We start from the raw sequence: 15358 nt of genomic DNA on the forward strand, positions 1-15358 counted from the left end.
GTCGGTCCGGAGCCGGCGCCGCCGCCGGACGGCAGCACGCCGCCCGGGGTCCGGGCTCCTCCGCGGAGGGCGCGTCCCTCTCCGCGGGCGGACGGCCGCTGCGGTTCCCGCCGCGGCTGCGGAGCGCGGAGGCCGCTCGCGTACCGCCGGGGTCTCCTTCCCGCTCATCCCTTCGTCGCCGGGTTCCCTCCGGCGTCCTGACCGGGCGGCGTCGCGGTCGGGGCCGGTCGCCCGGTCGGCTGCCCGGACGCCGCCGGCCCGGCCGGCTGCCCGGACGGGGGCGGTTCGACCGGTTGCTCCGGTACCGCCGGCTCCTGTGACGGGGTGGGCGCGGCGGAGGGGACCCGGGAGGGCGCGAGCGGGGCCTTCGGGGACGACGGCCGGGGCGTCACCCGGGGCCGCGGGGAGGTCGCGGACCCGGAGGTACGGGAGGAGGCCGGCACGGAGGTGCGGGAGGGGGCCGGAGCCGGACGCCGCGAGGCCGGCGCCGCGGTGGCCTCCGCGCTCGGCGAGGACTTCGCGGGCCTTCCCTGCCCGGCCCCGGTGGCGGCGGGCACCGGCGCCGCGGGGCCGTCTTCCGGCCAGCCGCCCGCCGGCAGCGGCGTGCCGGTGAACAAGCCGCCCACCACGATCGCCGCCGAGCCGAACACCAGCGTCCCGGATGCGATCCCGATGACGTTCAGGAGCCGTCTGCGTCTGCCCGTGCGATCGACGAAGACCGCGGCGCCGGTGGGGGGGTTCCGGTGATTCACGGGGCGGAAGTTTAGTAATAAAAGATCATATATAAGAAAATTGATGGCGGATATGGGACATATCGACAACCCGTGAAGCGTGTCCCGGGCGGCCGCGCCGTACGCGACCGGCCGGGTCCGAAGCCGGGGCCGGGTCGCCGCAGCCCCAGCAGGCGCCGGTGGCGTTGGGGTTGGTGCCCTCGGCGTGCGGCTCGTTGTGCAGGTCGGCGCCGATGACGGCGGGGTTGCCCGCGTAGCGCCGGGCGAGCATCTCCAGTCTCGGTTCTTCGCCCTCCGGATGAAGCACTCCGAGATCGTTTGGTGAGAAGTCAGCGCCCGGGGGGTCGGTCCGGCGCCGGCTTCTCACCAAACGATCACCGCGCGACCGTACCAAGGTCCCCGTAGGATCGCCGACCCGGCGGCCTTCCTCGAAGGCCGCCGGGTGTACGGCGGGCAGCGGGATCAGTCCTCCCCGTGGGGGAGGCTGGTGGAGGCCACGAGGGTGCGGACCGCGCGCAGCGCCACCGAGAGCGTCGCCAGGTCGAAGTTGTCGCTCTCCCAGATCTCCGAGAGCGTCTGCCGGGCCCGCGCGACGGCCGCCCAGTTGGCGTCGGCCCAGCGGGCGAGCCGCTCCTCCGGGGCCAGCCCGGGCTCGCTGTGCACCAGGACGTCACGGGTGAGCGCGGCGTGCGCGGCGTAGAGGTCGTCGCGGAGGGCGGCCCGGGCCATGGAGTTCCACCGGTTGTCCCGGGGCAGTGCGATGACCCGCTCGCGCAGCGCGGCGAGCTGGAGCCGGTCGGCCAGGTCGAAGTAGACCTCGGCCGCCTCGTTCACCGGGCGGCCGGTGCCGTGGGCGATCTCCACCAGGTCGAACGTCGAGTAGGCCGGGACCATGGCGGCGACCCGCTCGGCCAGTTCCCCGGGCACCCCGCGGGCGACGAAGACGTCCCGGCGCTCCTCGAAGGCCAGCAGGTCGGAGCCGGTGAGCAGCTTGGGCAGGTGCTGCAGCAGGCCGTTCATGCCCTTGGCGAAGAAGCTCACCGTGGAGGCGAGGTCCAGCGGGGGCCGTCGGTTGCCGAGCAGCCAGCGGGCCGCGCGCTCGCACAGCTTGCGGGCCTCCAGCTCCATGGCGATCTGGGTGGCGGTGTCCACCTTGTTGTCGAGCCCCTCGACGGCCAGCCAGAAGCTCGGCAGGTCGAAGACCTCGCGGGCGACGAGGTAGGCGCGGGCGATGTCCGGGGTCGAGGCGCCGCTCTCCTCGCCGGCGCGGAACATGAAGGTGGTGCCGCTGGAGTTGACCAGGTCGTTGACCACGCAGGTGGTGATGATCTCCCGGCGGAGCGGGTGGTCGTCCATCGCGGCGCGGAAGCGCTCGCGCAGCGGCGACGGGAAGTACGACACCAGCCAGGAGGCCAGGTAGGGGTCGTCGGGCAGGTCGGAGGCCAGGATCTCGGCGTCCACCACCAGCTTGGTGTAGGCCAGCAGCACCGAGAACTCCGGCGCGGTCAGCCCGAGTCCGGCCTGCCGGCGCTCGGCGAGGGTCTTGTCCGAGGGCAGGAACTCCAGCTCCCGGTTGACCAGCCCGGCCCGCTCCAGCCTGCGCAGGTAGCGCGAGTGGATGTGCAGCATCTCCGGGGCCTGCGCGCGGGCCGCGGCCAGCACCACGTTCTGGTCGTAGTTGTCCCGCAGGACCAGCCGGGCCACCTCGTCCGTCATGTCGAGGAAGAGCTGGTTGCGCTGCTTGTCGGTGAGCTCGCCCTCGCGCACCACCCGGTCCAGCAGGATCTTGATGTTCACCTCGTGGTCGGAGGTGTCCACGCCCGCCGAGTTGTCGATGAAGTCGGTGTTGACCAGCCCGCCGTTCAGCGCGAACTCGATCCGGGCGAGCTGGGTGAAGCCCAGGTTCCCGCCCTCGCCGATCACCTTGCAGCGCAGTTCGGCGGCGTTGACCCGCAGGCCGTCGTTGGCCTTGTCGCCGACGTCGGCGTGCGACTCGACCGAGGCCTTGGCGTAGGTGCCGATGCCGCCGTTCCACAGCAGGTCCACCGGGGCCCTGAGGATGGCGCTGATCAGGTCGTTGGGGGCCATCGCGGTGATCCCGCCGGGGATGCCGAGCACGGCGCGGACCTGCGGCGAGACCGGGATCGACTTGGCGGTGCGCGGCCAGACCCCGCCGCCCGCGGAGATCAGCTCCGCCGAGTAGTCCTCCCACGAACTGCGCGGGAGCGCGAACAGCCGGGCCCGCTCGGCGTAGCTCCGTGCCGCGTCCGGGTCGGGGTCGATGAAGACGTGCCGGTGGTCGAAGGCCGCGACCAGCCGGATGTGCTGGGAGAGCAGCATGCCGTTGCCGAACACGTCGCCCGACATGTCGCCGATGCCGGCCACGGTGAAGTCGGTGCTCTGGATGTCCACGCCCATCGTGCGGAAGTGGTACTTGACCGACTCCCAGGCGCCCCTGGCGGTGATGCCCATGGCCTTGTGGTCGTAGCCGATCGAGCCGCCGGAGGCGAAGGCGTCGCCCAGCCAGAACCCGTACTCCTTGGCCACGCCGTTGGCGATGTCGGAGAAGGTCGCGGTGCCCTTGTCGGCGGCGACCACCAGGTAGGTGTCGTCCTCGTCGTGCCTGACCACGTCGGCGGGCGGGACCACCTTGCCGTCGACGAGGTTGTCGGTGATGTCGAGCAGGCCGCAGATGAACATCCGGTAGCAGGCGATCCCCTCCGCCAGCACGTCCTCCCGCGTGCCCGACTTCGGCGGGTTCTTCACGACGAAGCCGCCCTTGGAGCCGGTGGGGACGATGACGGTGTTCTTCACCATCTGCGCCTTCACCAGCCCGAGGATCTCGGTCCGGAAGTCCTCCATCCGGTCCGACCAGCGCAGCCCGCCCCGGGCGACCTTGCCGAAGCGCAGGTGCACGCCCTCGACCCGCGGCGAGTAGACGAAGACCTCGAACCGGGGCCGGGGCAGCGGCAGCACGCTGATCGAGGGCGAGTCCAGCTTCAGCGAGATGTACGGCTTGCGCTCCCCGCCCGCCGCCCCCGCACCGGACGACGCCTTGCCCGACTCCGTGGTCTGGAAGTAGTTGGTCCGCAGCGTGGCGTTGATCATCTCCAGGTAGGCCCGGAGGATGCGGTCCTCGTCCAGGGAGGCGACGTCGTCCAGCGCGCCGAGGATCTCCTCGTGCAGCGCGTCGGCCAGCTCCGCCCGGACCTCCTCAGAACGGCGCGGGTCCAGCCTGGCCTCGAACAGGTGCACCAGCAGCCGCGCCAGCCGTACGTTGCCCAGCAGCACGCGCTCGATGTAGTCCTGGCTGAAGGTGGTCCCGGCCTGGCGCAGGTACTTGGCGTAGACCCGCAGGATCTCGGCCTGCTCCCAGGTCAGGCCGGCGGCCAGGACGAGCCCGTTGAAGCCGTCGCTCTCCACCCGGCCGCGCCACAGCGCGTCGAACGCGTCCTGGAAGAGCCGCTTGAACTCGTCCCTGTCCACCTCCCCCGAGGGGGTGTAGCGCAGGCCGAAGTCGTAGATCCAGGAGTCCTTGGTCTCCGGGTTGTCGTCGCGGTCGATCTCGTAGGGGCGCTCGTCGACCACCTCGACGCCCATCCGCTGCAGCAGCGGGAGCACGTGCGAGAGCGAGACCTGGCCGCCGAGCCGGTAGAGCTTGAACCGGCGCTCCCCCTCCGGCGCGTCGTACGGCTCGTAGAGGTTCATCCCGATCTCCTCGGACGACCGGGCGAGCGCGTCCAGGCGGCGCAGGTCCGCGACCGCCATCCGGGGCGGGAAGTCGGCCTTGTAGCCCTCGGGGAACGCGGTGGCGTACCGGCGGATGAGCCGGGGCGCCTCCTCCTCCGAGCTCAGCTCCGTGATGGCCGCGGCCAGGTCGTCCTCCCACGAGCGGGTGGTGGCGGCGAGCCTGCCCTCCAGCTCCTCCGGGTCCACTCCGTCGGCCGTCAGCGGCCTGCCCCGCTCGCCGCGCACGACCACCTGGAGCCGGGCCAGCGCCGACTCGCCGATCATCGCGCTGTACTCGGACGACTTGCCCTTCAGCGCCTTGAGGAGGATCTCCTGCATCTTGACGCGGACCTTGGTGGTGTAGCGGTCGCGCGGCAGGTAGATCAGGCACGAGATGTAGCGGCCGTAGTCGTCCGGGCGGAGGAAGACCTTGACCTGCTTGCGCTCGCGGAGCCGGAGCACCCCGAGCGCGATCGGCTGGAGCTGCTCCACCGAGGTCTGGAAGAGCTCGTCCCGGGGGAAGGTCTCCAGGATCTCGACGAGGTCCTTGCCGTCGTGGCTGTCGGGGGCGATCCCGGCCCGGTCGAGGACCGCAGCCAGCTTGCGGCGGAGCACCGGGATGCGGGAGATCGACTCGTTGTAGGCCGCGTGGGTGAACAGCCCCAGGAAGCGCCGTTCGCCGACGACCTCGCCCTCGGCGTCGAAGAGCTTCACGCCCACGTAGTCCAGGTAGGCGGGGCGGTGCACCGTGGCGCGGCTGTTGGCCTTGGTGATGATCAGCATGTTCTGCTTCTCGCGGGCCTTGGCGCGCACCTCCGGCGGGAGCGCGGCGAAGCTGCCGGAGCCCACCTTGTCGTGGCGGAGGATGCCCAGCCCGGTCCCGGGCACCGCGTGCAGCTCGTCGCCGTGCTCTCCCCGCTCCAGGCGGTACTCGCGGTAGCCGATGAAGGTGAAGTGCCCGTCGGCCAGCCAGCGCATCAGCTCCAGGCTGTCCTCCACCCCGGCCAGGTCCAGCGGGGGCGGGTTGACCGAGACGTCCTCCGCGGTCTGTACGGCCAGGGCCCGCATCTTGACGAAGTCCTCGACGGTGTAGCGCACGTCCGACAGGACCCGCCGGAGGTCGCTCTCCAGCTGCCTGAGCACGGCCGGGTCGGACTGGCGGTCGATCTCGAAGTGCATCCAGGACTCGACGATCATCTGGCCGGTGACGTCCTCCTGGTCCCGGCCGAGCAGCTTGCCGGTCATGTCCCGGCGCACCCTCATCTGCGGGTGGATCACCAGGTGGACGCCGATGCCGTGGCGGTCGAGCTCCATCGTCACCGAGTCGACCAGGAAGGACATGTCGTCGGTGACCACCTCGACGACCGAGCCGCCGGGGTCCCAGCCGTGCTCCTCCAGGGTGGGCGTGTAGGCCCGCACCAGGGCCCGGCCCTGGGGGCGGTTCTCGGCGAGCTGCCGCTGGGCCGTGGCCGGACCGTACACGTCGACCGGGTCGCGGTCCAGCAGGTCCTCTGGCGCGACATGCCGGTAGTAGAGCCGGAGGAAGGCGAGCACCTCCTCGGCGTTCCTGTGGTCGCTGCCCGGTGTGTGCGCGCACATCTGCGCGGCACCTCTCAGCAGCTCGTCCTTGGCCTCGTCGAGCGGCATGTCGCTCTCACTCCTTTGTGAGGGGTTGTGCTCATTTTGTCCGGGCCCTACATCAGGCTGTAGTGCCCGCGGGGGAGAAGGTGATGCCCCGGCCTCGCGCACCGGGCGTCATCGGCGGCACGGCGAGCCCGTCGCGGGCGGGCAAATCTTCGGCAAGCCGCCGTGGATCGTCGTGTGACCCGTGACGGCCCGCCGTCACCCGCGGGGAACCGGGGGTTTCATGGTCACAGACGGTGGGTCCTCGCCAGGAGGGGGCGGTGGGACAAGCATCCCACACAAGGGATTCGCGGCCGTCGAACACCAGGACCCCCTCGTCGTGGAAACTCCGCCCTCCAGGCAGACCCCGCGGCACAGCACCTCCAGCAGCCGTCCGTTCGGTCCTCGTTGACCGGGATACGGCACCGCTCCTGATACCACCCGAAAAGCCGGGGAACGTCAATGTGACGGCCCGTCACCATACCGGGGGCGGGCCCGCCCTCCCCGCCCCCGCCGCCGCCCCGCCCCGCGCCTCCCGGAACACCGCCGCCCGCTTTCCGATACCGGGGGAAATCTTGCGCCCGCCGGGATCGCGCTTTGTTCCGCGGCCGTTCCGGTATGCCCGTGCAAAAAAACAGGTCATACCCGCCCGCCTACGGCGACCTGCCACCACCTGCTGGGATCCAGGATTACCGCACCCGCCCTCGCTAGCATCGGAAAGTCTCCGGGACCAGCCCTTTCGTACCGGTGGAAGCGACAGGGCCCGTTATTGAAAAAGTCGTCCAGCAGGGATGGAAAAGATCCTCTTGCGAGGTCGCCGGTCAATTCCCGGCCTCAACGAGAATCGCCGACATGGGGGAATCTTGACCGTACTCGGGTTGATCGCGAAAGCAGCGCTCACCTATGGAGAGTCCGATGACCACGACCGTCAGGGATAGCAGGGACCGCCGCACCTCCCACGGCACGGACGGCACGGGAGCGGGCGGCGCCACGACCGTGGTCCTCCCCAGCGCGAGGCGGGCCCGCAGCCCGTGGGAGAGCGCGCCTGCGGTGAGGACCGTGCGCCGGGCGCCGGGCGGCCTGCGGTCCGTCCCCTCTCCGGGCCTGCTCGGCGCCGACCTCGCCTGCATGGCCGCCGCCGTGGCCCTCACCGGCGGGGACGGCGCCGCCGTCGCCGCGTCGGCGGTCGTGCTGGCCGCGCTGAACGGGGTGCTCGGCCTGTACCGCCCGCGGCTCGCCGCCTCCGCCCTGGACGATCTCCCGGCGCTGGCCGGGGGCGGGACGGCCGCGGCGGCGCTCGCCACGGCCCTCGGCGCGGGGGTGCCGCCCGCAGGCGGGCTGCACGGCTGGATCGCGGCCGGCCTGCTCTACACCGTCCTCGCCTGCGGAGCCAGGGGCGCCGGCCGTGCGGCCGCCCGGAGCCGGTGGCTGGGACGCGGTGCCAGGCCCACGCTCCTGGTCGGGACCGGCGGCCACGGCCGGCGGCTCGCGGCGGCCATGCTGGACCATCCGGAGTACGGGCTGGCGCCGATCGGCCTCCTCGACGACCGGGCGGACGCGGAACCCGCGCCGGCCGGTTCCGCCGGCGCTCGGCCGGGCGGGGAGCCCGCGTTCCTGCCGGTGCTCGGCGGGACCGGGCGGCTGGCCGAGACCCTGCTGATCCACCGTGTCCGCGCGGTGGTCATCACCTCCTCCCCCGCCGCCGGGCCGGCGGCCTGCCCGGTGGCCCGCGTCGCCGGGAGCCTCGGCTGCGAGGTCTTCCTCGCCCCGGAGCCGGGGGACCCCCTCACCGACTTCCTCCCCCTGTCCGAGCACGTCATGGGCTTCCCCGTGCTGCGGATGCGGCCCGCTCCGCAGTCCCGGCCGACCTGGCCGCTGAAGCGGCTCATGGACGTCGTCCTGGCCCTGGCCGGCCTGCTGGCTGCCGCCCCGGTGCTGGCGGTCTGCGCGCTGGCCGTACGCCGCGAGGGCGGGCCCGGCGTGCTGTTTCGGCAGCACCGGGTGGGGCTCGGCGGCCGCTGGTTCGAACTGCTCAAGCTGCGCACCCTCAAGCCCTCCGACTCGCACGAGTCCGCCACCCGCTGGAGCATCGCCGACGACCGGCGCGTCGGAACGGCCGGCAGGCTGCTACGCAGGACCTCGCTCGACGAACTGCCCCAGCTCTGGAACATCCTCCGGGGCGACATGAGCATCGTCGGGCCCCGGCCCGAGCGGCCCTTCTTCGTCGACCGCTTCTCCGCCGCCGTGCCCCACTACGGCAGCCGCCACCGCGTCCCCGCGGGGCTCACCGGCTGGGCCCAGATCCACGGGCTGCGCGGGGACACCTCCATCGAGGACCGCGTGAGGTTCGACAACCACTACATCGACACCTGGTCCCTCCGGTCCGACATAAAGATCATCATCCGTACCGCCGGATCCGTGCTCCGCCCCGGTGGGAGCTAGCCGTGCGGGCGTCCCGGTGACCGCGCACCGGGCCTCGCCCCTGCTCTCGCGGGGACCGAGCGCGTTCGCCGCCGCGACGGTGCTCCTCGTCTGCGTCCCCCAGGAACGCGACGACCTGACCACCGCCTCCGACGTGACCCCCGCCGACCTCGCCTCGGTCGCCCTGGTGGCGACGGCCGCGCTGGCGCTCCTCGCCTCCGGGCGGCGGCTGCCGGGACGGGTGTGGGTGACCGTCCCGGTGGCGGCCGCCGCCGTGGTGGCCACCCTCGCCTCGCAGGACGTCATGGCGGGCCTGCCCGGGCTGGCCCGCTACCTCCAGGTCTTCGTGCTGATCCCGCTGGCCGTCGTCGCGGCGCTGCGGGACCGGACGGACCTGCGGCTGGTGGGCGGCGCGGTCGCCGGGGCCGCCCTGCTCCAGGCGGCGGTCGGCTCTTGGCAGGCCCTCACCGGGACGGGCGCCTCCTACGCGGGGGAGAACGTCCGGGCGGTCGGGACCTTCGGCGCCACCGGCGTCATGGGCATGGCGACAGTCACCGGCTACGGGCTGATCGTCCTGCTCGCACTCGGCCTCGCCCTGCGCGGCCGGCGGCGGGCGGCGGCCCTGGCCGCCGCGGCCCTGCTGGTGCCGGCGCTGGTCTTCTCGCTGAGCCGGGGCACCTGGCTGGCGGTGCTGTGCGCCGCGCTCGCCATGACGGCCGTGCGCGCCCCCCGGACCGCGGCGCGCGCCGGTCTGCTCGCCGCGGCCGCCTGCGCGCTGCTGGCCGCCGCCGCGGCCCTCGGACCGGTCTCCGGACCGGGCCCCGCCGGATCGCACACCCTCACGCAGCGGTTCTCCTCGATCGGCTCGTCGTTCACCGACCCGGACCGGTCCGTGCGCGACCGCTACGGCCTGTGGGAGACAGCCGCCGGGATCTGGCGGGACCACCCCGTCACCGGAGCCGGTCCGAGGATGTTCCCCGCCCTGCGCGACTCCCGCGCCCCCGTCCACCTGTCGTCGGGCAGCGACACCGCCGACCCGGTCAACGGCTTCCGGCGGCAGCCGCTGCTCTCCCCGCACAACATGTACCTCCTGGTGCTCAGCGAGCAGGGACTCGCGGGCATCACCGCCTTCTGCCTCTTCTTCGGGTGCGTGACGATCTGGTCGATCCGGCGCGCCCGGTCCTCCCGCGGCCGCGCGGCGGGCCCCGTCCCGGCGGGCCCGGTCGCGGCGGGCCCCACCCCGGTGGGCCTGGTCGCGGTGGGCTTCCTCACCTGGCAGCTCACCGACTTCGCCTACTCCGACATCGGCGGCCCGTCGACGCTGGTCATGTCCGTGATGCTGGGGACCGCCCTGTGGTGGGCCGCCACGGACGGCTCCCCCGCCGCGGGCGCGCCCGCCTCCGCGGCCGGATCCGTTCCCGCCTCCGATGACGGCCCCCTCGCCCCCGCCTCCTCCGGGAGCTCCCGATGACCCTGGCCGCGTCGCCGGTCCGCCCGCGCCGGGCCCTCATGCGGGGCCCTCGCCGGACCTCGCACCAGGGCGCCCACCGCATCCCCCGGCGGGGCGCCCGCAAAGGCGCCCACCGGAGCACCCGCCAGGGCCCGTTCCTGCGCGCCGCCGCCGTCACAGCGGCGCTCGTCGCGCTCGGCGCCGCCCTCGGGTTCGGCCGCGACCTGCTGCTCGCGCGGTTCTTCGGCGCGACCCCGGGCACGGACGCCTTCCTGGTGGCGTGGACCGTTCCGGAGACCGTGGCGCCGCTGCTCATCGAGGGGGCGCTGGCGTTCCTGCTCATCCCGGTGTTCAGCCGGGCGGTCGAGCAGGGCGGCGACGTCCGGCAGGTGGTCTCCGCCACGCTCCCGCGCGTCCTGGCGGGTCTCGTCCTGGCCGCCGGGGCGACGGCGCTCGGGGCGCCGCTGCTCGTCCAGGCGCTGGCGCCCGGCCTCACCGACCCCGGGCTCGCCGTGCGGTGCACGCGGATCGCCTCGGTCACCGTCCTGATGTTCGGGCTGGCCGGGTACCTGAGTGCGGCGCTCCGCTCCCACCAGGTGTTCGGCCCGCCCGCCGCGGTCAACGCCGCCTACAACACGGCCATCGTCGCCTCCGTCGTCGCCTTCCACGGGTCGCTGGGCGTGACCGGCGCCGCGCTGGGGGTGGCGTGCGGCAGCGCCCTCATGGTGGCGGTGCAGGCTCCCGCCTTCCTGCGGCACATCGGGCCTCCCCTCCGCGGGCCGGCCGGGGCGGCGGTCCTGCTGGGGCCGTTCGTGCCGATCGCCGTGTTCACCCTGCTCCGCCAGGGGCAGGTCTTCGTCGAGCGTTTCTTCGGCTCCTCCCTCCCGCCCGGCTCCATCTCCCACCTGAACTACGCGCAGAAGATCGCGCAGGTGCCGATGACGCTCTCGCTCATCGTCGCCACGGTGACCTTCCCCGCGCTCGTGCGGAGCATCGCCGCCGGGGACGCCGGCGCGGCCCGCCGCCGGATCACCGGCGACCTCGCGCTGACCGGCGCGATCGCGCTGGCCGGTGCCGCCTTCGTCGCCGTGTTCGCCCCAGAGATCGTCGCGCTGCTCCTGCAGCACGGGGCGTTCACCGAGGCGGACACGGCCGCGACCGCGCTGATCGTGCGCGTCTACTCCCTGGGGCTGCTCGGCCACACGGCGGCGGGTGTGCTGGGCCGGGTGTTCTTCTGCGCCGAGCGGCCCTCCTGGTACCCGGCGGCCGCGATGGCCGCCGGCCTGGCCGCCACGGCCGCCCTGGCCTCCGTCGCCGCGCCCCGCTGGGGAACCGCGGGGATCACCGCGGCCAACGCCGCGGGCATCACGCTCGCCGCGGCGCTGCTCCTGCCGGGCCTGCGGCGGGGCGGCCCGGTGCCGTCCCTGCCGGTGCGCGCCGTCCTGCCGGCCCTCGCCCGCCCGGCCCTCGCGGCCGCGGCGGCGGCCGGGGCCGGCTGGGCCGCCCGGCCTCTCCTCGCGGGTTTTCCCGCCATCGTCGTCCTGACCCTCGGCGCAGCCGTGGTCGGGTTCGTGTTCGTCGTCGTGGCGGCAGCCACCGGACCCAAGGAGGTCGCGAGAATGATCGGCTTCACACCAGGAGGGGAGCGGCCATGACCGGGAAGCCGGAAGCCATGCCGTACGTCCTGATGTACCACTCGGTGCAGGAGTACGAGAGCGATCCGCTCCTCGTCACCGTCTCCCCCCGCCGGTTCACCGCGCAGATGGCCTGGCTGCGGCGGCAGGGGCTGCGCGGGGTGTCGATGCGCGACCTGCTCACCGCCGAGGCGTCCGGCCGGGCGCGGGGGATGGTCGGGCTCACCTTCGACGACGGGTACACCGACTTCGCCACCGAGGTGGTGCCCGTCCTGACGAGGTACGGCTTCACCGCGACCGTGTTCGCGGTCGCCGGGCACCTGGGCGGCCACAACGTCTGGGACGGGGACGGCCCGCGCAAGACGCTGATGACCGCCGACGAGCTCCGGGAGGTCGCCCGCGCGGGCATGGAGGTCGCCTCGCACACCGTCAACCACATGCTCCTGGAGCTGGCCGACGACACCGAACTGGACCTCGAGCTCAAGGAGAGCCGGATGATCCTGGAGGAGGTGCTCGACCGGGACGTGACCGGCTTCGCCTACCCGTACGGTCTGGCGGGCGCCCGGGAGGTGGACGCGGTCCGCGCGGCGGGGTACTCCTACGCCTGCGCCATCTGGCGTTCCGAGCACAGCGGGCGGCACGCGCTGGCCCGCACCTACATCGGGGACAAGGACGGGCCGCTCCGGCTGCGGGCCAAGCGCGCCCGGCACCACCTGCGGTGGGGGCGTGCCCGATGAAGGTCCTGCACGTCATCACCGGTCTCGCCGCGGGGGGCGCCGAGCAGCAGTTGCGGACGATGCTGCCGCACCTGGCCGCCCGGTGCGAGGTCGCCGTGCTCACGGGGGCGGGCGCCGTGGCCGAGGCCGTCGAGGCGGAGGGCATCCCCGTGCACCGCCTCGGCATGCGGGGCAACCTCGACCTGCGCGCGGTGGGCCGGCTGACCCGCCTGATGCGGGCGGGCCGCTACGACGTGGTCCACACGCACCTGTACCGGGCCTGCGTGTACGGCAGGGTGGCGGCGCGCCTCGCGGGCGTGCCCGCAATCGTCGCGACCGAGCACTCGATCGGAGAGGGCCGGATCGAGGGCCGCCGCGCGGGCGCCGGAGTCCGCGCGCTGTACCGGGCCACCGAATCCATGGGCGGCGTGACCGTGGCGGTCTCCCGGATCGTGGCGGACCGGCTCGCCGGGTGGGGGGTGCCGCGCTCCCGGATCGAGGTGATCCCGAACGGCCTCGACGGCCAGGCCTTCCGCCACGACCCCCGGCTCGGCGGCCGGGCCCGGGCCCGGCTGGGCATCGCGCCGGGCGCGTTCGTGGTCGGCGGCGTGGGGCGGATGGAGGCCGGCAAGCGCTTCGACGTGCTGCTGCGGGCACTGCCGGGCTTCGTGGAGGCCGTGCTCCTGCTGGCCGGGGAGGGCTCCGCGCGGAGGGAGCTGGAGGAGCTCGCCCGCACACTGGGCGTGGCGCACCGGGTGGTGTTCACCGGCGAGTCGATGGACGTGCCGGCGCTGCTGTCGGCCATGGACGTGCTCGTCTCCCCGTCCCAGGAGGAGACGTTCGGCCTGGCCGTCATCGAGGGGCTCGCCTCCGGGCTGCCCGTGTTCTACGCCGCCTGCCCCGCTCTGGACGAGCTGCCGCCGGACGCCGCGCCCGGGGCCCGGCGCATCCTCCCCGACCCGGACCATCTGCGCACCGAGCTGCGCACGCTCGCCGCCACCGGCCCCCTGCGGCTCCCGCCGCCCCGTGCCGTCGCGTACTACGACATCCGCCGCCACGCCGCCCGGACGGAGGCCCTGTACGAGCGCCTGCTGGGGCGGACCGCCCCGGTCTCGGGGCGCCACGCCAGGCAGAAGGAGTTCCGGTGAGCGGCCCGGCGGCCGGCCGCCGGCCCTGGTGGCCGCTGCCGGTCGCCCTGCTCCTGGGGGCTCTGGCGGGCCTGGCCTTCTCCCTGGGGAGAGGGCCCGTCTACACCGCCGACGCCTACATCACGGTCGTCCCCGCCGATCCGGCCGCGACCGCCTCGGCGGTGAACTACGCCCAGGCCTACGCGCGGATCGCCACGGAGCCGGAGATCCTGGCGGTGGCGGCGCACAACGCGGCGGCGGCCGGGGGCGGCGGCGCGTCTCCCGCGGCCGCCTCCGAACGGCTCCGGCGCGGGGTGCGGGCGTCGGCCTCGCCCGACGCCCCCCTGGTGGAGCTGAGCGCGTCCGCCGCCGACCCGGTGGCGGCCGCCGAGCAGGTCAACACGGTGGCGGACGCCCTGATCTCCTATGCCGGCCATCATGCGGCCGCCACCCGGGTGCGCCTGGTCGGTTTCACCAAGGCGTTCCCCCCGGCCGCGCCCTCCACTCCCCCGCCGGTGCTCACCGCCGCGGTCGGCGCGGCGGGCGGCGTCCTGATCGGCGGCCTGGCCTGCCTCGCGCCCCCGGTCCCGATCCCCGCCGCCCGGGACCTGCCGCTGCTGCGGAGCCTGACGCGGCCTCGGCCCGCGCTCTCCGGGCGCGGCGCCCTGTGAGCGGCCCTGCGGGAGGCTCCGCGAGCGCCCTCGCGGAGAGTGCTGCGGAGAGCGCGACGGGCGGCCCCGCGGGTGGCGGCGTCCCGTCGGTGCTGCACGTCGCCCAGCCCGTGGAGGGCGGGGTGGCGGGCTACGTGGCCGCCGCCGCGGCCGACCAGGCGCGGCGCGGCTGGGACGTGGCCGTCGCCTGCCCCGGGCGGGGGCGCCTGCCCGCCGACCTGGCCGCGCTCGGCGTCCGCTGGCTGGAGTGGGAGGCGGGCAGATCGCCGGGCCCCGGCGTGCCCGGCGAGGCCCGGCGGCTGCGCGCCCTGGTCCGCCAGACCTGTCCGCACGCCGTCCACCTGCACTCCTCGAAGGCCGGGCTGGCGGGCCGGCTGGCGCTCCGCGGCGCGGTCCCCACGCTCTTCCAGCCGCACGGCTGGTCCTGGCTGGCCGCCCGGGGGGCGACGGCGCGGGCCGCCCTGGCGTGGGAGCGCGCGGCCGCCCGGTGGACCGGTCTGCTCGTGTGCGTGGGTGAGGGGGAGGCGGCGCTCGCCCGCGGGCAGGGCCTGCGGGGTGAGGTCGCGGTCGTCCGCAACGGGGTGGACCTCGGCCGGTTCCGCCCGGCCGGAGCCGGGGCCCGTGCGGAGGCCCGCGCGCTGCTCGGCCTCCCCGGGCACGCTCCCCTGGCCCTGTGCGCCGGTCGGGTCACCCGGCAGAAGGGGCAGGACGTGCTCGCCGGGGCGTGGGACATGGTCGCGGCGGAGTGCCCGGACGCCCTCCTCGCGGTCGTCGGCGACGGCGACCTCCTGCCCTCCCTGCGCGCGTCGGCCGGGCCCGGGGTGGTGTTCGCCGGCGCCGTCGGCGACGTGCGCCCCTGGTACGCCGCGGCCGACCTGGTCGTGCTCCCCTCCCGCTGGGAGGGGCTGCCGCTGACGGCGCTGGAGGCGCTGGCGAGCGGCCTCGCGGTGGTCGCCTCCGACGTGCCGGGGCTCTCGGAGGTGGTCACCCGCAAGGTCGGCGCGCTCGTCCCGCCGGAGGACGCCGCCGCGCTCGCCCGGGCGGTCGCCGTACGCCTCCGTCAGCCCGCGCTCGCCCGGGAGGAGGGGGAGGCCGGCGTCCGCCGGGCCGGGGACTTCGACCTCCGGGTCTCGCTGGGCCGGCTGGCGGCGCTGACGTCCGGGATCATCGGGAAGATGGGCGGGGTCGCCCGCGCCGGAGCGGGTGCGACCGGCGCGACCGCCGGGTAGGGCGGCTCCTCCGCCGGGGCCGCCGGT

At 74.6% G+C, this 15358-nt stretch carries 10 protein-coding genes; 8 read left to right on the forward strand and 2 right to left on the reverse strand.

All coding sequences use genetic code 11. The annotated features are described in order from the left end of the window. The first annotated feature begins 324 nt into the window (after window positions 1-324). Entirely contained in the window at window positions 325-747 is a 423-nt protein-coding gene (locus FHS22_RS06475; protein WP_184939298.1) for a hypothetical protein, read from the forward strand. Window positions 748-777: 30 nt separating this feature from the next. On the opposite strand, the gene FHS22_RS06480 is transcribed toward FHS22_RS06475, so the two are convergent. Continuing rightward, window positions 778-1038 (reverse strand): hypothetical protein, encoded by a 261-nt coding sequence (locus tag FHS22_RS06480; RefSeq protein WP_184939683.1) that lies wholly within the window; start codon window positions 1036-1038, stop codon window positions 778-780. Between the two features lie 155 nt (window positions 1039-1193). Continuing rightward, on the reverse strand, window positions 1194-6107 hold the full coding sequence (locus FHS22_RS06485) for an NAD-glutamate dehydrogenase (protein ID WP_184939300.1): 4914 nt from the start codon (window positions 6105-6107) through the stop codon (window positions 1194-1196). Between the two features lie 891 nt (window positions 6108-6998). Here FHS22_RS06485 and FHS22_RS06490 point away from each other — a divergent pair. The 7 genes from FHS22_RS06490 to FHS22_RS06520 are packed head-to-tail and all read left to right on the forward strand — an operon-like array spanning window position 6999 to window position 15331. Continuing rightward, window positions 6999-8525 (forward strand): exopolysaccharide biosynthesis polyprenyl glycosylphosphotransferase, encoded by a 1527-nt coding sequence (locus FHS22_RS06490; RefSeq protein ID WP_184939301.1) that lies wholly within the window; start codon window positions 6999-7001, stop codon window positions 8523-8525. Continuing rightward, entirely contained in the window at window positions 8515-9975 is a 1461-nt protein-coding gene (locus FHS22_RS39150) for an O-antigen ligase family protein (protein WP_184939303.1), read from the forward strand. Before FHS22_RS06490 ends, FHS22_RS39150 begins: the two co-directional genes overlap by 11 nt. Next, window positions 9972-11609: a lipid II flippase MurJ gene (locus tag FHS22_RS06500; protein WP_184939305.1), complete on the forward strand. Its 1638-nt coding sequence runs from the start codon at window positions 9972-9974 to the stop codon at window positions 11607-11609. The genes FHS22_RS39150 and FHS22_RS06500 overlap by 4 nt, the downstream gene beginning before the upstream one ends. Beyond that, on the forward strand, window positions 11606-12325 hold the full coding sequence (locus FHS22_RS06505; protein WP_260407718.1) for a polysaccharide deacetylase family protein: 720 nt from the start codon (window positions 11606-11608) through the stop codon (window positions 12323-12325). Before FHS22_RS06500 ends, FHS22_RS06505 begins: the two co-directional genes overlap by 4 nt. Further along, on the forward strand, window positions 12322-13452 hold the full coding sequence (locus FHS22_RS06510; protein ID WP_184939306.1) for a glycosyltransferase: 1131 nt from the start codon (window positions 12322-12324) through the stop codon (window positions 13450-13452). Before FHS22_RS06505 ends, FHS22_RS06510 begins: the two co-directional genes overlap by 4 nt. Next, complete coding sequence (locus tag FHS22_RS06515) at window positions 13449-14102, forward strand: lipopolysaccharide biosynthesis protein (protein ID WP_184939308.1); 654 nt, start codon at window positions 13449-13451, stop codon at window positions 14100-14102. The genes FHS22_RS06510 and FHS22_RS06515 overlap by 4 nt, the downstream gene beginning before the upstream one ends. Beyond that, a complete protein-coding gene (locus tag FHS22_RS06520; RefSeq protein WP_184939310.1) occupies window positions 14099-15331 on the forward strand; it encodes a glycosyltransferase in 1233 nt (410 codons plus the stop codon). The genes FHS22_RS06515 and FHS22_RS06520 overlap by 4 nt, the downstream gene beginning before the upstream one ends. The last annotated feature ends 27 nt before the right edge of the window (window positions 15332-15358 follow it).

The organism is Thiemannella venezuelensis, from assembly GCF_014203605.1.
GTDB lineage: Bacteria > Actinomycetota > Actinomycetes > Streptosporangiales > Streptosporangiaceae > Planomonospora_A > Planomonospora_A venezuelensis.